Raw genomic sequence first — 18,512 nt, 5'->3', positions numbered from 1 at the left:
GAAGCCCACCCTGATGATCGCGATTTGAGCGCCGAAATGACCGAAACGAGCATTGCCGACACGAAGCCGCAGTGGCGGGAACCTCGCGTCGTGATTATCGGCGCCGGTATGGCCGGCATCACCGTGGCTCACGCGCTAAAGGAGGCAGGCTTCGATGACTTCCTGATTCTGGAAAAGGGTTCCGACGTCGGTGGGGTCTGGTTTTGGAACCACTATCCCGGTCTGAGATGTGACTTCGTATCGCACGCCTATCAATTCGCCTTCGCGCCGAAGCCCGACTGGAGCAGCCTTTTTCCCACTGGTCAGGAGATCCAGCGGTATCACCGCGACGTCGTCGAACGTCTCCGGCTCGGTACGCACTTGAGGCTGGGATGTGAGGCCACCTCCGCGGCATTCGTCGACAACCGATGGCGAGTGTCCACGGCCGACGGCGACGAATTCGACGCCGACTTCCTCGTCGCAGCCACCGGTGTGCTGCACCACCCCTTCGTCCCCGACATTCCCGGCCTGGAATCGTTCGCCGGGCCCGTGGTGCATACCGCACGCTGGACCCCCATCGACACAGCCGGCAAAAGGCTAGGGGTGATCGGCACCGGATCGACCGGCGTTCAGGTCTTTTCGGCGCTGCAACCCGACGCGGCGCACATCACGCATTTCACCCGCACGCCGCAGTGGGTGATGTGGATGCCGATGGGAGTGCGGCAGCCACGCGTCATCAGCCGGCTGCTGCGGTCGCTGCCTGGACTCGAGCGGATGGTGGACGCGATGCAACGCGTCGGTTCCGACTTCGCCGTCGACCTAGTGACCCGACCGACCTGGCGGCGACGGCTAATTCAGGGGGGCGTCCGGTCGTGCCTGCGAATGCAGGTACGAGACAAGGATCTTCGCGACCGACTCACACCCGACTACGAACCGCTCTGCAAACGACAGGTAATTTCCTCCAGCTACTACCGCGCGATCAGCAAGCCGAACGCCGGTTTAGTTACCGAGGCCATCACCGCGGTAACCCCGACCGGAATACGCACTGCTGACGGCGCCCATCATGATCTCGACGCGATAGTGCTGGCCACCGGCTTTCAGCCGCACAACTACATGCGCCCGATGAAGCTGCGTGGACGCGATGGCATCTCAATCGACGACGCCTGGGCGAAGGGTCCCCGGGCCTGGGCGACGACCTTAATCCCCGGATTTCCCAATCTGTTCACCGTTCTCGGCCCCAACTCCCCTTACGGATCGATGTCACTGCAACACGTCGCCGAACTGACCGCCCGCTACATCACCGCATGGCTGCGACGATTCCGCGACCGCGAGGTCACGACCGTCGAGATCACCGAGGAAGCCACCTGCCGCTTCGCCGACGATGTCGCCGAGGCAATGGGTCCGACGGTGTGGAACACCGGCTGCAACTCGTGGTATTTCGGCGAGGATAACCACATCGATCTGTGGCCATTCGACCGCAAACGGCTGACCAGCATGCTGACCGAGCCACACGACCGCGACTACATCCTGACGGGGTGACCCACTGAGGATGAAGCAGCCGTACGAATCCGTCGAACTCGACATACGGGATCACGTCGCGCAGGTCACGCTGATAGGACCCGGCAAGGGCAACACCATGGGCCCGGAGTTCTGGTTGGAGATGCCCACGGTATTCGGCGCACTGGGAGCCGATCGCGATGTGCGGGCGATCGTGCTCACCGGATCGGGCGCCAACTTCAGCTACGGGCTGGATGTGTCGACGATGGCTGCGATCATCGGCCCGGTCATGGCCGACGGTGCGCTGGCTCGACCGCGTGCCGATTTTCGGGCCGAGGTGCTGCGCTGGCAAAAGGCCATCAATGCCGTCGCCGACTGCCCCACCCCCACCATCGCGTCGGTGCACGGCTGGTGCATCGGCGGCGGTGTTGACCTGATCTCGGCGGTGGATATCCGCTATGCCAGCGCTGACGCCAAGTTCTCCATCCGCGAGGTGAAGCTGGCGGCGGTCGCCGACGTCGGCAGCCTGGCCCGGCTGCCTCTCATTTTGAATGACGGACACTTGCGGGAGCTGGCTCTGACCGGCAAGGACATTGATGCCGCGCGTGCGGAGAAAATCGGCCTGGTCAACGACGTGTTCGAGGACGCCGAAGCCTCGCTGGCCGCCGCCCATGCCACCGCCGCCGAGATCGCCGCCAATCCGCCGCTGATCGTTCAAGGCATCAAGGATGTGCTTGACCAGCAAAGGATTTCGGCCATATCGGCGAGCCTGCGCTATGTGGCCGTGTGGAATGCGGCGTTCCTGCCGTCTCGCGATCTCGGCGAAGCTGTTTCGGCGAGATTGGCGAAGCGCCCGCCGCAGTTCACCGGCGAATAGGCCCGCCGTAGTCTGTCGTGCGCCTGGCCTTCACCGATGCGCCACCTGCCGGAGTTCGCGCTTGAGAACCTTTCCTGCGGCGTTGCGGGGCAAAGGTTCCTCACGCAGAATCCACGCCGAAGGCACCTTGAAGGCCGCCAACTGCCGTGCGGCGAATTGCTGAAGTTCTTCAACGGTTGTCTGGGAGTCCTTCAGCACCACGACGGCAGCCACCTCCTCGCCGAGATCTTGATGCGGCAAACCGATCACGGCGACGTCTTCCACGCCAGGGCAGCTTTGGAGCACCGACTCGACCTCGATGCCATAGACGTTCTCACCGCCGCGAATGACAACATCCTTTAGCCGGTCGACGATCGTCATCCGGCCCTGCTCATCGATGCGCGCCAGATCGCCGCTGTGGAACCACCGGTTCGAGAAGGCTTGGGCGGTCGCCTCCGGATCGCGCCAGTAACCACTGGCCACATTGGACCCGCGGACCCACAATTCACCGATGTGCCCCTGGTCGAGCGGGTTACCTTCTTGGTCTACGACGCAAACGTCGACAATAGGAAAGGGCGCGCCGACGCACTGTGGTTGTGCGAAGTAGTCCTCACCGGCGTTCGCGCTGATCCCTCCAGTCGTTTCGGTTACGCCAAAGCCATTTGCCCCGATGACACGGCCACCGAACTTCTGCTGCAACCGGGCTGCCAGACTTGGCGGCAAGGGTGCAGCGCCCGAGGTCACGGCACCCAAACTTGATAGTTTGTACTTTTCGAGTTCAGGTGCCTCGAGGATGCGGTGAAGCAGGGTTGGAACCGAAGCCAGAGTTGTCACATGCTCTTGTTCACACAGACGGAGAGCTTCCTCTGTATCCCAGCGAGGCATCAGGATCAGCTTCGATCCAGTTGCCGCGGCCGTATAGGACAACAGCAGCCCACCGATATGAAAGAGCGGAAAAGGATTCAGGGACACCGCCTGCTCGGTCGGTTGCAGGCCCAAGTCCGCTTTTGTCCTCGATAGCGCCCCGAAATACATCATATTCATCAGGGCCATGCAGTGGTTTCGATTGGTCGACACAACGCCTTTGGGTCGACCGGTGCTGCCGGCCGTGAAGAGAATCGTTGCGGGATCAGTTGGTGTGACGTCAACGGTGGGTAGCTGCGGATCCTCTGGCGCCGAGGCCAACAGAACCTCCCAGCGGTGCGCGGTGTCAGGCAGGGGGCCATCAGGTCGGACCACGACCCAGTGGGCAACCGGAAGCTTTTGCCACACATCCGACAGACGTTGCCAGCGCTCACCGTCGACGATGACGACCTTGGGTTCGCAGCTTCGAATTGCGTTTTCGAGTTCCTCTGTGGTCCACCATGCGTTGAGAGGAACGCTGACGGCGCCGAGGACTTGAGTGGACCAGAACGAGAAGATGAACTCCGGACCGTTGCGAGATGCGAGCGCAACCCGATCCCCCGGACGCACTCCTAACTGACCTGTCAGCACGTGCGAGAACCGGGCGACTATTCGTCGTTGATCGGCATAGGTGTAGCACTCACCCTCGCACAGCACCGCATCCCTTTCGGCGTACTGGTCCATCGACTCGAACACGGCCCGCATCGTGGGCGGTGCGTTGCGGTATGCGCGCATCGTTTGGCCTGCGACGTCGATGTTCTCCATCTCGAACGGAGCGCCTGGCGCGGTCAGGATGGCCGTGGCCTCTGCATCGTTGACCATGTCGGTCCCTTTCCAAGCTCAGCGCGCGCCGCTGGCCCATCATCCACAGTGCGGCCGCAGATCGCGCGATCTACTTATCGAACGTACGCTTAATATAGTCGCAGAGCAGCGCCGGTGTCTACGACGCGTCAGAGCAAAACTCTCAGCGACCGCCCATTCCGCGGCCCCGGCCCGCCGACCGCACCACCCATGTCAGCGTCAAATTCGCTGGCCTACTCATCCCGACATGTCTCGATCATCACGCGGATGTGGACACCGGCCGTGCTGCGATGCCATCATAGTAAGCGTACGTTCGATAAGTAGGCGGACGTCTTCGAGTGATCGACCGGTACGTCGGTCTGTGAGGAGCGAACGGATGGGGACGGGCTTGACCGACCTGCCATCCCGAGTGGGTGAAGGGAGCAGGGCCATGAGCGCACACTGGGGTCGCGGCGAACAGAGCCAATCATGAGGCCCGACTACCACACCGTCGTTGTCGGTGCCGGATTCTCCGGCATCGGCACGGCGATCAAACTCGAGGAGGCCGGCTTCGGTGACTATCTGGTGATCGAGGCCGGCGACGGTGTCGGGGGGACTTGGCACTGGAATAACTATCCCGGGATCGCCGTGGACATTCCGTCGTTTTCCTACCAGTTCTCCTTTGAGCAGCGCCCGGACTGGTCGCGGACCTATGCACCGGGCAACGAGCTGAAGGCCTATGCCGATCATTGCGTGGACAAGTACGGCATCCGCTCCAAGATCCGGTTCAACACCAAGGTGTTGGCCGCCGCGTTTGACGACGAGCACGCGCTGTGGCGGGTGCAGACCGATCCGGGCGGGGAGATCACCGCGCGGTTTCTGGTGAACGCCAGCGGGGTGCTGACGGTGCCCAAGTTGCCTGACATCGACGGTGTCGACTCGTTCGGCGGCATCACCATGCATACCGCGCGCTGGGACCACACCCAAGACCTCACTGGCAAGCGGGTCGGCGTCATCGGCACCGGCGCGTCCGCCATCCAGGTGATTCCCGAGATCGCGCCGATCGTCAAGGAGCTCACCGTCTTTCAGCGCACGGCGATCTGGTGTTTCCCCAAGTTCGATGTGATGCTGCCGAGATGGTCGCATTGGTTGATGCGCCTGCCGGGCGGCAAGGCAATTCAACGGTGGGTCAGCCAGGCCTTCGTCGAGGCGACCACCGCGATTCCGGTGCACTATTTCACGGTGTTCCCACTGCCGAGGTGGATGGAGCGGGCTGGGCGAGCCTATCTGCGTCGGCAGGTCAAAGACCCTGTGCTGCGCGAAAAGCTCACGCCGCGGTATGCGATCGGCTGTAAACGGCTGGGCCTGCACAACGACTATCTATCGACATTCAACCGCGACAATGTGCGGTTGGTGATCGAGCCGATCGACAAGATCACGTCCTCGGCGGTGGCCACCACCGACGGTGAGAACCACGAGATCGACGTGCTGGTGCTGGCGACCGGCTTTAACGTGTTGGACATCGACGTGCCCACATTTGCGATCACGGGCAGCGGGGGGCGTTCGCTGAGCCGGTTTTGGGGCGAGCACAGGTTTCAGGCTTATGAGGGCGTGACCGTTCCGGGCTTTCCGAACCTGTTTCACGTGTTCGGCCCGTACGGCTATGTCGGGTCGTCGTATTTTGCGTTGATCGAGGCCCAGGGGCACCACATCGTGCGGTGTCTCAAGGAGGCCGATCGACGCGTCGCGTCCCGGGTGGAGGTCACCAGGGAGGCCAACGACCGCTATTTCGACAAGGTAATGCGGCGCCGACACCGCCAAGTGTTCTGGCAGGACAGTTGCCGGGTGGCCCACAGCTACTACTTCGACAAGAACGGCGACGTGCCGTTTCTGCGGCCGACCACCACCGTCGAGGCCTACTGGCGCAGCCGGCGTTTCGATCTCGACGACTACCGGTTCACTGCCTAGCTGTCCCGGCCGAGATATCGCGGGTTGGCGATTGTAAGCCTGTGCATCACGATCGTTTGTAAGAGGGTGCGGAGCTCTTCCGCGCGCTCGTCGAGTTCACCCCTGCGGATAGCGGCTGCGAGCAGACTCTCGTCTGGATATCCGAAATCACGCAGGGCTTGGGCGGTCGACTCGCAGCGTTCACATTGCAGCTCGCGTCCGACGATGTGCAGAACGTTGGCAGCGACCCGCCGATGAAACTTGAACTGGCCGGTTGTCGTGGGTTCAGCGTCGTTCTCAAGGAACTCCGCCACGGCATCTAGCAGCTCGGCGGCGGTGGGCGTGCCATGCTGGCGTGAATTCATTGCAGTGGTGCCCTATTGGAATTGAATAGCTCGAGGATGTCCCATTCGGCCTCACATGCTCGTCGTCCGATAGCGGCGAGCTCGACCGACCGGTTCTGTCCGGACAGGTGTCTGTGGGCTTGAAGGCGGCAGATGACGCCCCAACGTAGCGCCGCCATGACCGACCACCACAGAAATCTCGCTGGACCGATAACCGGCCCGCCGGCATTCTCATACGCTTCGAGGAAGTCCCTGATGCTGCCCAGGCCGCCAGCGGCGCGGCTAGCCGGGGCTCCGAATCGCCACGCAGGTGCGCAGAACCAGGCCACATCCTCCGCTGGCTCGCCGATGCGCGCGCCCTCCCAATCGAGAACGGCGGCAAGCTGAGCATCGTCGACGATCAGATTGCCCATGCGGAAGTCGCCGTGCACCAGCCGGCGGTGCGCCTGAGGTGGTCGATGTAGCGCAAGCCAGCGCAGTGCCCACTCGAAAACAGCTGTGGTGTCGCCGATTTCGTTGAGCCAATCGCGTGTTTCGACCAATGGGTCGATCGCTTCGAGCCGCGACTGACTGCTCGAGGCCTGGGAGGGTTCGGATCGGTGGATTGCGGCTAGCGACCGAGCACAGTCCACCAGCACTCGGGACCGACCCTCCTGGTCGAGGCCACGCAAGATCTTGCGCCCGATGGTCTCACCGCCGACGGCTTCGGTAACCAGGAACGGATCCCCCAGCAGATCGGAGCTGTCCGCGGCAATCAGGACCTGCGGCACAGGCGCGCCTGCTGACCGTGCCAGGGCCTGAACATGCGCTTCGCGTTCCATGCTGGCAGGCGGGCCGCCGCGTCTGGCGATCTGGAGGATCAGCGACCGCACCCTCGAACTGGTCTCCGCCTCGAATGCCCACGTTGTGCGACTAGCACCGCCGGTGAGGATATGCAGACCACGGACAACGACCCGCTCGCCGAGAACCTCTGCGAGGACAGCGGCAAGAGCGTCGCGCAGCCCATCGCCATCTCTGTCACCCATAAATGTCCATGTCAGCAGTCCTTGTCTGTAGACACCAGCGCTACGATACCGTACCGTGAAGCGTACGTTCGATAAGTTACATCTTCGATTGGCGCCGGCATGAGGTCGAGTGAGGGGCGAACCAAATGAGGACGGATTTGACCTACCTTCCACCCGAGAGTCAGAGGTGATGGGCACATGAGTGCAGCCGGTAGGACAGACGACCTGCGGGCGCTGGGCGCGTCGCTTAGCAACTGGGGTCGCTGGGGTGACGATGACGAACGCGGCACCACCAACCTAATCACGCCGGACAAATTGGTCGCGGCGGCCAAGCTGATCAAGACGGGGCACATCTTCGATCTCGGCATCCCCTTCGACGAGAAGGGCCCGCAGCCCGGTGGGGTGCGGCTCAATCCGGTACGGTTGATGTCGGAAACTGGCGCCCTGCAGGTGTTTCCGGGCGGAATGAAGTACGCCGATGACTACGTGTTCATGCCGCTACAAGCTGCGTCGCAGTGGGATGCACTCGCGCACGTCTACTATGACGATCAGCTCTACAACGGATTCCCGGCCGGGGACGTGACCGTCAAGGGCGCTACTCACAACGCAATCGACAAGCAATCCAAGGGGATTGCTGGTCGCGGCGTGTTGTTGGACATTGCGGGGCTGCGGGGCGTCGACTGGTTGCAGCCTGGCGATGTCATCGGGCCCGAGGACCTGGAAGCCGCGATGGAGCGCCAAGGGGGCGTTGCCGTGGGCAGCGGCGACATCTTGCTATTCCGGACTGGGTGGCGGAAGAAATTCCTGACCGACGGGGATGCGGCGTCATTCATGGCCGGTGAACCCGGTCTGGGCCAAGCGTGTTGTGCCTGGCTGCGCGAACGGGATGTTGCCGTAGTGGCCTCCGACAACTGGGCGATTGAGGCGTTGCCGGGCGAGAATCCAGACTACGTGTTGAACGTTCATATGGTGTTGATCCGCGATATGGGAATGACTCTCGGTGAGATTCTCGATTTCGAGGAGCTGACGGCCGATTGCAATGCCGACGGTATCTGGGAGTTCTTCTTCTGCGCACCCCCGCTGAAGTTCTCAGGAGGGATGGGATCTCCGATCAATCCATTGGCGATTAAGTAGCAAGGAGTGACCATGGAAGGGTTTGCCGGAAAGGTCGCCGTCGTCACAGGCGCAGGATCCGGGATTGGCCAAGCGCTGGCCGTCGAGTTAGCCCGCTCAGGCGCCAAACTGGCCATCAGCGACGTCGATTCCAAAGGACTGGCGCAGACCGAGAAGTGGCTCAAGGTCATCGGCGCGCCGGTCAAGGCCGATCGCCTCGACGTCACCGAACGCGAGGACTTCATGGCCTACGCAGATGCGGTCAATGAGCATTTCGGCACGGTGAATCAGATCTACAACAACGCCGGAATCGCGTTCATGGGCGACGTCGAGGTCAGCCAGTTCAAGGACATGGAACGGGTGATGGACGTCGACTATTGGGGCGTGGTGAACGGCACCAAGGCATTTCTGCCGTACCTGATCGCCTCCGGCGACGGGCACATCATCAACCTCTCCAGCGTCTACGGGATGTTCGCGCTGCCGGGGCAGGCCAGCTACAACGCCGCCAAGTTCGCCGTCCGCGGCTTTACCGAAGCGCTGCGCCAGGAGATGGTGCTGGCCGGCCACCCGGTGCGGGTGACCGCCGTGCATCCCGGCGGCATCAAGACCGCGATTGCCCAGCACGCCACCGCGGCCGAGGGAGTCGACATGGACGAGCTCGCCCGATTCTTCGAAAAACGGCTCGCCATCACCAGCGCGGAACGGGCCGCGCGAATCATTCTGGGAGCCGTGCGCAAGAACAAGGCTCGGGTGCTGGTCGGCCCCGACGCCAAGGTGCAGGACCTGATCGTGCGGCTAACCGGTTCCGGCTATCAACGGCTGTTCACGGCGGTGGCGGGCCGCCTCCTGCCCTCCACGGCTAAGTCGTCGTGAACCATTGATTAAGTTGCACTAGCTAATTGGCGACAGTTGTGGTTGTGCGGCGGGTATGGGGCGACCGTCGACTATCTGGTCCAGAGCTTCGACAAAGCCTGTGCCGAAGCGGCCGTCGCACCGGAAAACAAAAGGAGCGTAAGCGATTCGGGTGACGGACTCGGATCCGTCGGCATCCTGTCTACGGTGCCGCAGCGGTATCCATTGACCGTCATTGGACTCGCCGGTGACGGTCAGCGTCCCCAGCGGCGATTCGAGGGACATCGCCACCGCGCGCTGATAGTAGTCCAGAGTCCAGTCAACGATGAGCGAGGACAATTGCGCCTCGGTGGTCTGTCCACCGGAGAGCACTAGGCCCTTCGCGTGAGTAGTACCGCCGCGGTTACCGAGCTGCATACCCATGACCGCCGAGCCGTCATCGAAAGCCGCTGTGATCCAGCGGTAGTACAGCGGACCAGCCCAGTCGCGGGGCCCCCACGAATGATCCCGCAGGCCGGCGCCCGAGATCTGCCAACTTTCGTCGCCGAGACTGAGTGACCCTTCCACGCGGATGAATTGCTGGTAATGGCCTAGTGCCATCGTAAGATCCGTGGCCTTGGACTGGTCTGAGCCGTCGTGTCCGAGCGCTGCCCCGCGCCCAACGACTTGCAGGTTGACGGTGCACGGCGAACTCGGTGCGCTGCTGAACGCACGTTTGGGATTGACCATCGCCCGTCCGTCGGAGAGTACAGAGACGGGCCCGCGATAGTACGTTGTCTGTTCCTCATGCGGTGTCACGATGGAGATTGACAGGGGGCCGGCGCAGAACTCGTCTGGTGCGGGCGCAGCCCCGCGGGAGTAAGCGAACGCGATCCGTCCGTCAGGTAGGAACAGACAGATCGTTGCCTGCGCCGTGTTCTGATTGGCTTGGATGCCAACCCTGAGCCATCCGCTGACGGCGCCGGCCGTCTGGCACGAGAAATTGTAGTATGTGCTCTCGTTGTAGGCGGGATCAGCGTCCGCGGTATGTCGTAGGTCGTGGACTGGGTCGATCGCACTGTCAAACATCGCAGTACCCGATCGGTATTTCAGTAGCGCTTAATCAGCCGCGGGTTCATTAACGCTCAGCTCGATGGAGCCATAACCCTGCCGATCGCCCCACTTACACAGTGAATATGCGTCGTTCCATTGACGATCCGCGTTGAAGCTTGGGAATGTCGAGCACAGGTGGTGGCGCGTCGCGTAGTCGAGCCTCACCGGTTCGCGGCCCTCCGGCTCATACTCGACGCTGACGGCGGTATAGCTCCCCGGACTCACTTGTCCGCCCTTCACGTTCACGTCGACCTTGCCGGCGGCGGAGACTCCATGTTCGTCTGCGACGAGCCCGTACCCGAGGACGCTATCGCCAACTTCGACCGCCACGCCCCCGGCATACGCACCCCCGTTGTCGATGCATGTAGGCCACCACCAAGAAGTGCCAAATAGATCGTATTCGCGTGCGCCCCAGGTGTGGTCGCGCCAGAAGACGCCGTCGAAGTCGACGAGACCACCGTCAATGTGCACCGACCCGATAAGTCGTCCCACCGCCTCGTAGTGGTCGTGTTCGACACCCGGCAGCCCCAAGCTGATCATCGCCGCCGCGTGGTCTATGGCGGCAATCTCCGATCGAAGTTCGAGATTGAATCCGATCTGTTGGCCTGACCAGTCGAGCCGTAAATGCTCGTAGGGCGTTACGATCTCTGGCCACACATCGTCGTTGCTATCCACCCAGTTAATCGCATCTCCGCGTCCTGCGGCCGCTTTGATCTCCACCCGATCGATCAGCCGGGCCACATGGAAATAGATGCTGACGTCTCGATCTGCGTCATAACCCATGAGGGTGCAGTTCTCTTGCCAGTTGTCCGGAGCGCCGTCCGGACGCAGATGAACCGATTCGGCCTCTGCGCTCAGCGTGTTCATATGCCCTCCTCGGGTTGTGAGATCAACTACCGGATGTCGTTACCGATGAGCTCAACTGCCGCAGACCGTGCACGATGTGATCGCGGCATTCGGTGAGTCATCCGAACCTCAGCGTTGGGGCGGATCGGCAACGCCGTAGCGCTCGGAGGCGGCGGCGAGCAGGCTCATGACGCCCGACGGCGGCGGCAGCAAAGCGGGATCATGGTGAGGCTTCAGCCCCCGTACGACAAGGCGTGGCATCACGAAGCTGAAGAGGCGAAAGAGTGCCTTGACCTCCCGGACCCGGCTGAGCCACGTGTTGGGCAGGCGGCCGCTGTTGCGATCGGTACGGATGAGTTGAAACGCAACCCGCATCACCCAGCCCAAAAAGTGAACGCAGAAGGCGTATAGGGCTCTAATTCGGGTGAAGTAGTCGTCGTAGAGTTCCCTATACAGGTAGTTGCACACGGTGCGGTGCTCGTACTCCTCGGCCATGTGCCAGAGCCACAAATAGACTGTCGGCTCGTCCCACGGCGTGAACAGGTCCCTGCCCTTGTCGAAGCAGAAGCTCGCGGCCAAAGGCCCGAAGGTTTCGAACGCCTCAGAATAGGCCAGGGCGAACTTGTGTCCTCGGCGGACGCGAATATCCTCAAGATGGTCGTGAAGCTCCTTCTGTAGTTTGTGCAGCCAGGTGTAGCCTTCCTTGATCAATGTGTCGTTGAACTGGCGGTGCAGTCGCGAGTGACGTCCCTCTTGCCCGACGAACAGGGCGGCGTCGCGAGCCAGTTCAACGTCGTGCTCCGAAAGTTTTTCCCGTGCCGCGTTGACTACCTTGCATAGGAACGGCTCCAGCTCCGGAAGACTTGCCGACGCCGCATTCATGATCTGCGAAAACTCCGGCTGCCCAGGGCTCCAGTACACCTTTGCATCGGTGAAATCAATCATCATCTTGCGGACGACCATGTCCCTGGTACTGCGGTCGGTAGTCGCCATGTGACTCCATCCCTTATCGAACGTACGCTTAATGGTACGGTATCGCGGCACGGGTGTCCATGACCGGACGGTCGCTAAACGGTCCGGTCCAGCCGCCGACGGTCAAAGGTTTGGTTGCATGGCCGATGTCGCCATTGTCAGTGCGCGCCGCAGTTGCAGTCGGGCGCCGCGGTGGATCGTTGGCGGCGATGCATCCCACCACCCTGCTAGGCACGGTGATGCTCGATGCGCTGGACCAAGCTGGCGTCAATCCCGGATCCGTCGGCCAGGTGATCGGTGGCTGCATCGATCAGGTCGGGACTCAAGCCGCCAACGTCACCCGCATGGCGTGGTTGGCGGTCGGTGGCCCCATTCACACGCCGGCGAGCACGATGCACAGCGCGTGCGGAAATCATCCCAGCAGGCCTTCAACCTCGCCGCGTCTCTCATCACTGCTTAAACCGAAGACGTCGTCGTGGCATGCGGTGTCGAGCTGATGAGTCTCATCCCGCTTGGGTCCGCCATTCTCGATGGAGCGGCTGCCGGACACGGACTCCCGCAGTCAGGAGGTTACGACTAGCGTCACGGCCAATTGGACCAGTTCGCCGCCGCTCAGGCGCTGGCCGCTAAGTACGGTGTGAGCGGGCGGAAACCGATTATTTCGGTCTGGAATCCCAGAGACGGGCGCTCGCCGCGATTGAGCAACAATATTTCGCCGGCCAGATCGTGCCTATCGCGGTCGAGTAGCAGACCACGACGTTGTTCGACACCGACGAGGCCCCGAGGACAACCGACCTCGCCACCTTGTCGGCGCTCAAGCCGGTGGTCACCGGTGGAATTCACACGGCCGGAACGAGCTCGAAGATCGCCGATGCGGCAGCAGCCGTTGTCCTGATGAACGCCGATCGCGTTGCGGCCGAAGGGTTGACGCCTTTGGCGCTGGTGCGCGCGACCAGCTTCGTGGGATGTGATCCGCGGATCATGCTGGAAGGCCCGATACCCGTCACTGCAGACCTCCTCAAAAAGGGCGGTATGACGATCGACGACATCGATATTTTCGAGGTAAACGAGGCGTTCGCCGCGGTTGTGCTCGGCTGGCAACAAGTGACCGGCGCGGATTCGGCACGCACCATTCCAGACGGCGGTGCAATTGTGCTCGGACATGCGCTCGGGTCTACCGGATGCGTCTTGATCACCAAGGCCGCCCACGAGATGTCGCGAACGGGCAGTGAAACCGCGCTTGTCACGATGTGCTGCGGTGGAGGCATCGGCACTGGCACACTGTTAGCGGCATGACCGCTGCAACCGAGCGTCCGCACGGCGATGCGATCGTCGAGCGCACCGATGACCACCTCCTCCTACTACGGCTCAATCGGCCGAGGCTGCGCAACGCAATTGGTGGCACGATCCCGATAGCGCTTCACCGGGCACTCGACGACGCCCAGCACGTCGACGACATCCATGCTGTGGTGCTGGGCGCAACGGGCGATCACTTCTGCGCCGGCGCCGACCTGACCGGTGTGGATCCCCAGCAGCCCGTCGACATCAATGACCTCGTGCATTCCGGTGTGCTAGGGGGTGATCACGAACTCGGCGACTCCTCGCCCAACGAGCGGCGTCTGGACGGCTCGGACCGAGTCGGCTTGCTCTGCGGTTTTTGTCCCTCGACAAGCCAATCGTCGCCGCCCTGCACGGCGCAGTCGTCGGCGGCGGACTCACTCTTGCGTTGTTGGCCGACGTGCGCGTCGCAGCCGATGACAGTCGGTTTCGAGCCGGGTACATCGACGCGGGGCTCGGCCCTAGAACTTGGTCTCAGCTGGCTGCTCCCCCGTGTCGCGGGTCACGGCGCCGCACTGGACCTTCTCATCGGGGAAAGACCATTGATGCAGCCGAGGCGTACCGTCTTCGCATCGCTGACCGGCTCGTGGGAGCGGGCCAAGCGTGGGAAGCAGCCCTTGAAATCGCGCGTGAGTATGCGGCCCAGCCCACCCTGGCCGCTCAGCTGACAAAGCGGGCCCTGCGTACCGCCTGGATAACCTCAGCCGAAGCTCATATGGCGCTCGAATGGACCAACCAAAGGTTCCTGTTTACTACCGAGGGTTCAATTCCCGCCTCACCGCATTCCAAAAACGCCATCGGGGTGGGCTCAACAAGAGCGATTAGTGTCCTCGCCGGGAAGCCGCTGAACGACAAGCTGCAATGGTGCGCGATGGCTAAATCGTCGCGGGCGTCGGCGCAGCGCTAGCGGACTGAGTTGAGTTGCGCGGCAGGCTAATCCAGCAGCGACGTTGCCGACGAGAGTAGGTACATGATCGCGCGGACCACTACCGCATTGACGAGATGATGATCCATCCAGCTGGCCCCGGCGCGAGATGGCACCAGTACGCAACATCGCCCGGCCGCGAAGTTATGCTGGACCTGCTCGTGCTCGCCAAGGAGCTGTTCTGGGCGGTCGCGGCGGCGGAGCGCCGCCGCGGCTCTAGGAGTCTGCTGAATTAGGGGTATTTGGGGTGGGGCGTCTCAAGCGCTCGTGGCGCGTGTGTGTAGTCAGACCCGGAGGTCGACGGCTGTGAGATCGCCCCGCCGGTATTGAGCGTGACATTGGCGTGGGGCACGGCAAGACCACAGATCGCTAGTGTCAGGTGGTGCCGGTGTGGGTGAGTCCCATCGCGATGAGACGGCGCAGGTTCTATCCGGCGCTGCGGTGATGCAGCCAGTGATCATTTTTCAAGATGCCGCGGTAGCGGACCTTGCGGTTGCCGCGGGTCAGCCAGGCGATGGAGCGTTCCACCATGGGTCGGTGTCGGCGGTATTCGGCCTGCCATTCGGGTGCGCGCGCCGCCGCCCGGGCGGCACGTAGCAGTGGTTCGTGTTCGCTCAGGGTGAGTTTGCGTCCCCGTTTGGCTGTCGTGCACTGTGTCGCTAAAGGACATGAGCGGCAGTATTTTTCGAACATCGCGCCGCCGCTGGGTGTAATCCTGACGGTGTGGTTGGCGGGGCAGGTCACCGTGTGGGAATCGAAGTCGACCGTGAAGTCGTCGCTGGTGAAACCGCCGGGCACCCATGTGCGCAGCGGGATCGGTTTGATCACTGCGCCGTGCTTCATCTCGACCAGTGCTGCCCGGATGGCCCCGGTGCCGTAGGCCGAATCGCCGAGCACCCGCACCGGGCCGGGCTCGCCCTCGAGGAGGGCCAACCCCACGATGGCTTCGTGGTTGTCTGATCCGCTGGCCTGAGTCAGGGCGCAGTCGGTGATGATTCCGGTATCGGGTTCGCCGCGATATGGGCTTTGAAGCCGTCCTGGCGGCGGTGCACCGTCTTATGGGCATGGCGGGCTTCGGGATCCACCGTGGAGATCACCCGCTCCGGGGCCGCCAGCCGGCGCCGCCAGTAGGTCAACGTTGTGGAGTGAAACGCCGGCGCGGTGATGGGCAACCCGCAGGCGGCCTTCCAGCGCAGATCGAATGTCACCGCGTCCACGGTCTCGTTATCGGACAAGCCGTGCAGAGCCTGCAGTGTGATCACGCTGGTCATCACCTCAGCCGGGACACTGGGCCGGCACCGCCGCGACGGAAACAAATCGGCGAACATCTCCTCGGGAAACAACTGGCTGCGACGAGTCGCCAGGAACGCAAACATGCTGTCGGACTTCAGAAGATGCCCGGCAACCGATTCGGCATCCAACAATTCACGCTGATCATCAGATCGACCCTGCACCCGCCAATCATCCCGAAAACCCCAGGACAACCACCCTCGCCACGCGGGATTAATTCAGCAGACTCCTAGTGCGTCGCCTTCAGTTCGAAGATTGGTATCGGCCGCGCCGTTCTGCGCTGATAGGCGTTGTATCGATTGCCGTTGTTCTTGTTGACGAGCCGCCACATCCGCTCGTAGTCGGAGTCGTCAGATGTCACCAGCCGCGTTGTGATGCCGAATCGCTTTGAGCCAACGTTGATTTCGGCATTCGGATGGGCGCACAGGTTGTAGTACCACCCAGGGTTACGATTGGAGCCTCCGTTGGACGCGACAATAAGGTAGCCATCGCCATCGCGCGCATACGTCAACGAATTAGTCCGCGGCCGGCCGGTCTTGGCCCCGGTGGTGTGCAACAGCAGGCTGGGCGGGACACCGGGAATTCTGTGTCCGATCCGGTCCTGGGTCTTCTGATACACGGTGTGGTGCAACCGCAGTAACGGTCCACCGACGTTCTTCTCAACCCAGCGGGAAACGTTCATGACTCCCGCCTTGGGGGCCGATTCGTGCCCAGGAGCGCGGCGCGCAGGATGCGGCCGGTCCCTTGCGGGTCCGGGTCGCAGCGCCACACCGTGCCTTTCGCGAATGACAGCTTGTCGCCGTCGTCCCGGACAGCACCTGCAAATGGATGCCGAACACGGATTGCCCGGCCCCCCGTCCGGCGGGGATCACGACACGGTCCTGGCCTGCGTGCACCTCGGATGCGCGTCGCACGACCAATACGTTTTCCCTATCGCGACCATGTCGGCAAGGGCCTGCGGTGGTGTGTCTGTCAGGCCGACCGACAGTGTGCTCTTGGGATCCCAACATCTGTCCGCGCGTAAAGGCCTGACGTCGAGCATCGGCAGGTGCTCAGCGTCTTCGTAGACCCCGCATGACATGCGGCCACCTCAGACTACGACTCGTGATCGCCGCTCACCCAGCGAAGCCGCGCCGAAGCCACCGAAGATCTGGACCGACCGGGATTTATCACACGTGTTCGGTGCAAAGAACGCGAGCAGTGCGTCAGTTGCGCGGGCCTGCCTGGTCAACCATCTGCTGCCAGCCAAGCAAGTTTTGTACGAGGCCACATCCTGACCGTTTGTCTGGCGTCCGAAAAACGCCAAGCCATCGCGACGGCGAAGCCAGCCATCGACATCGCCGCTGCCTAAGACACCGTGCCCAACGTCGGGGCGGCAGCCGCGACTAGGGCACAAACCTCAACGGGCTCCTGCCGAAGGCATCTGCATTTGGGGGCATCGCCCTCCGGTGTGGCCCAGCGCACTGGAGTACATTGACAACTACGGACGCCGATTGAAACGCACAATGAGTTCATGACACGACATGGTCAGCCACAACGATCGAAAGTGGCGGCGCCGAAAGCGCCGTCACGCCTACGCCGCAGCGCAAATCGCGGCGCGACCGCTCGTCGCGACCAGACGGCGAAGCCAAAACCCATCGACGGTTCGCGGACAGGGTCGCGCACGACCAAGGCCACCCCGGCCGGGCTGGCCACACTGCGAGAGGTAGCCCGGCACGAATTCGCGGCACGGGGTTACCATGCGGTGTCGATCCGCGATATGGCGACGGAAGCCGGCCTTAGCTTGTCTGTCCTTTACCACTATTTCGCCACCAAGCAAGAACTCCTCTTCGACATCCTCAACGAAGCGATCGACGATTTCCATGCCGTTCTAGCACGCCACGCGTGGGAGAACGCCTCCTCCGATCCCCTTGAGCGGTTTCTTATTCTGGTGGCAAGTATGGTCGAGTATCGAGCGCGGTCTCCAATCGACAGCATCCTGTTCATTCGGGAGGTTCGAAACCTCGATCCTCAGTACGCCAAGCAAATCGGCGTCCGACGTTCGGCAGCCCAAGATCTCTTCGAGCAGGTCATCGGCGACGGCATCGATAGCGGCGTATTCAAGACCCCCTACCCTGATGATGCCCACCGCGCCATCATCGCGATGCTGAACGCGATACCCGAATGGTACCGCCCATCGGGCAAGCTGAAAGTCGAGAACTTGGTCGCCAGGTACTCACGCCTTGGACTTGCCATTGTGGAATACGTCGGCGATCTGGATACGCTGCCGGAGAATTAACCAGGCTGGTTTTTCATCGCCATTCGGCTCTGGCGTCGCGGCCACACGTGCCGCGGCCCGCCAACCGCGCGTCACTTTGGCGCTCAACCTGACGTCTACTAATCCCAATCCCGTCGGCGTTGGCTTGGCACTGGAAGAGCGTGTTGCCGGCGCCCATTGGCGCACTGGCGATTTCGGCCGACGTGCTGTTAGCCGCCCCCTCCCCCGGTATAGGTGCCGCCTAACCGGCGATTGGCGGTGCCGGCACGCCCGAGCGTGGACCCGCCAAGATCATGCCGGGCGGTTAGACCGTAGTGCAGCCAGTTGTCGGTGGTAAGGAAATGACGTTGGCGACGACGTTCTGGTCGAAGCTAACTGCACGCGTGCGCTCGTGTTCCAGGGGTCGTCGATTACCAGGACATGCATACCGCTCAGGTCTACTGGCGAGTCCCCGATACTGAGTCCACCCGGTTCTCGAGTCGGGGTTAGTTTGATCCGTTCTCAGTTAATGCTGCAG

Annotated in this window: 17 protein-coding genes and 1 pseudogene; 9 read left to right on the top strand and 9 right to left on the bottom strand. The window is 62.4% G+C overall.

Going from position 1 to position 18,512, the window contains the following annotated elements; translation table 11 throughout:
• Positions 1–36 precede the first annotated feature (36 nt).
• Positions 37–1,518, top strand: coding sequence for a flavin-containing monooxygenase (locus AU187_RS13085; protein ID WP_502687757.1), 1,482 nt, complete (start codon positions 37–39; stop codon positions 1,516–1,518).
• A 10-nt stretch (positions 1,519–1,528) separates the two neighbouring features.
• Positions 1,529–2,353, top strand: a complete 825-nt coding sequence (locus tag AU187_RS13080; protein WP_059099527.1) for a crotonase/enoyl-CoA hydratase family protein — start codon at positions 1,529–1,531, stop codon at positions 2,351–2,353.
• 30 nt (positions 2,354–2,383) lie between these two features.
• Here AU187_RS13080 and AU187_RS13075 read toward each other — a convergent pair whose 3' ends face one another.
• Positions 2,384–4,057, bottom strand: coding sequence for a class I adenylate-forming enzyme family protein (locus AU187_RS13075; protein WP_059099526.1), 1,674 nt, complete (start codon positions 4,055–4,057; stop codon positions 2,384–2,386).
• A gap of 447 nt (positions 4,058–4,504) precedes the next feature.
• Between AU187_RS13075 and AU187_RS13070 the strand changes: the two genes are divergently transcribed.
• Positions 4,505–5,983, top strand: coding sequence for a flavin-containing monooxygenase (locus tag AU187_RS13070; protein WP_059099525.1), 1,479 nt, complete (start codon positions 4,505–4,507; stop codon positions 5,981–5,983).
• On the opposite strand, the gene AU187_RS25660 is transcribed toward AU187_RS13070, so the two are convergent.
• Both AU187_RS25660 and AU187_RS13060 read right to left on the bottom strand, forming a co-directional pair.
• Positions 5,980–6,327, bottom strand: coding sequence for a DUF6285 domain-containing protein (locus AU187_RS25660; protein WP_059099524.1), 348 nt, complete (start codon positions 6,325–6,327; stop codon positions 5,980–5,982). The genes AU187_RS13070 and AU187_RS25660 overlap by 4 nt on opposite strands.
• Positions 6,324–7,331, bottom strand: a complete 1,008-nt coding sequence (locus AU187_RS13060) for a phosphotransferase family protein (RefSeq protein WP_082683825.1) — start codon at positions 7,329–7,331, stop codon at positions 6,324–6,326. The genes AU187_RS25660 and AU187_RS13060 overlap by 4 nt, the downstream gene beginning before the upstream one ends.
• Before the next feature lie 177 nt (positions 7,332–7,508).
• On the opposite strand from AU187_RS13060, the gene AU187_RS13055 reads away from it, so the two are divergent.
• Together AU187_RS13055 and AU187_RS13050 are read left to right on the top strand one after the other, a co-directional pair.
• Complete coding sequence (locus AU187_RS13055) at positions 7,509–8,444, top strand: cyclase family protein (RefSeq protein WP_059099523.1); 936 nt, start codon at positions 7,509–7,511, stop codon at positions 8,442–8,444.
• A gap of 12 nt (positions 8,445–8,456) precedes the next feature.
• Positions 8,457–9,296, top strand: a complete 840-nt coding sequence (locus AU187_RS13050; RefSeq protein WP_059099522.1) for an SDR family NAD(P)-dependent oxidoreductase — start codon at positions 8,457–8,459, stop codon at positions 9,294–9,296.
• An 18-nt stretch (positions 9,297–9,314) separates the two neighbouring features.
• Here the strand turns inward: AU187_RS13050 and AU187_RS13045 are convergent, their stop codons facing one another.
• The 3 genes from AU187_RS13045 to AU187_RS13035 form a co-directional block, all read right to left on the bottom strand.
• Entirely contained in the window at positions 9,315–10,343 is a 1,029-nt protein-coding gene (locus AU187_RS13045; protein WP_059099521.1) for a DUF7064 domain-containing protein, read from the bottom strand.
• 30 nt (positions 10,344–10,373) lie between these two features.
• Positions 10,374–11,234 carry a DUF7064 domain-containing protein gene (locus tag AU187_RS13040; protein WP_059099520.1) on the bottom strand — a complete coding sequence of 287 codons (861 nt, stop codon included), beginning with the start codon at positions 11,232–11,234 and terminating at the stop codon, positions 10,374–10,376.
• Positions 11,235–11,342: 108 nt separating this feature from the next.
• Complete coding sequence (locus AU187_RS13035; protein WP_059099519.1) at positions 11,343–12,206, bottom strand: metal-dependent hydrolase; 864 nt, start codon at positions 12,204–12,206, stop codon at positions 11,343–11,345.
• A 59-nt stretch (positions 12,207–12,265) separates the two neighbouring features.
• Here AU187_RS13035 and AU187_RS13030 point away from each other — a divergent pair, with 59 nt between their 5' ends.
• Positions 12,266–12,682, top strand: a complete 417-nt coding sequence (locus tag AU187_RS13030; protein WP_502687756.1) for a thiolase family protein — start codon at positions 12,266–12,268, stop codon at positions 12,680–12,682.
• Positions 12,683–12,944: 262 nt separating this feature from the next.
• On the top strand, positions 12,945–13,481 hold the full coding sequence (locus AU187_RS13025) for a thiolase family protein (protein WP_059099517.1): 537 nt from the start codon (positions 12,945–12,947) through the stop codon (positions 13,479–13,481).
• Between the two features lie 65 nt (positions 13,482–13,546).
• Here AU187_RS13025 and AU187_RS13020 read toward each other — a convergent pair whose 3' ends face one another.
• Positions 13,547–13,747 (bottom strand): hypothetical protein, encoded by a 201-nt coding sequence (locus tag AU187_RS13020; protein ID WP_059099516.1) that lies wholly within the window; start codon positions 13,745–13,747, stop codon positions 13,547–13,549.
• 86 nt (positions 13,748–13,833) lie between these two features.
• Here AU187_RS13020 and AU187_RS26150 point away from each other — a divergent pair, with 86 nt between their 5' ends.
• Complete coding sequence (locus tag AU187_RS26150; RefSeq protein ID WP_082683824.1) at positions 13,834–14,430, top strand: enoyl-CoA hydratase/isomerase family protein; 597 nt, start codon at positions 13,834–13,836, stop codon at positions 14,428–14,430.
• A gap of 447 nt (positions 14,431–14,877) precedes the next feature.
• Here AU187_RS26150 and AU187_RS25015 read toward each other — a convergent pair.
• Together AU187_RS25015 and AU187_RS13005 are read right to left on the bottom strand one after the other, a co-directional pair.
• Positions 14,878–15,902: pseudogene (locus tag AU187_RS25015) on the bottom strand (transposase); the annotation flags it as partial.
• A 65-nt stretch (positions 15,903–15,967) separates the two neighbouring features.
• Positions 15,968–16,420 (bottom strand): nitroreductase family deazaflavin-dependent oxidoreductase, encoded by a 453-nt coding sequence (locus AU187_RS13005; protein ID WP_059099514.1) that lies wholly within the window; start codon positions 16,418–16,420, stop codon positions 15,968–15,970.
• 831 nt (positions 16,421–17,251) lie between these two features.
• On the opposite strand from AU187_RS13005, the gene AU187_RS13000 reads away from it, so the two are divergent.
• Positions 17,252–18,016: a TetR/AcrR family transcriptional regulator gene (locus AU187_RS13000; RefSeq protein ID WP_082683823.1), complete on the top strand. Its 765-nt coding sequence runs from the start codon at positions 17,252–17,254 to the stop codon at positions 18,014–18,016.
• Positions 18,017–18,512: the final 496 nt, after the last annotated feature.

Source organism: Mycobacterium sp. IS-1556, assembly GCF_001499985.1.
Lineage (GTDB): Bacteria > Actinomycetota > Actinomycetes > Mycobacteriales > Mycobacteriaceae > Mycobacterium.
The sequence above is the reverse complement of the archived record's forward strand: the minus strand, read 5'-3'. Positions and strand labels throughout refer to the sequence as shown.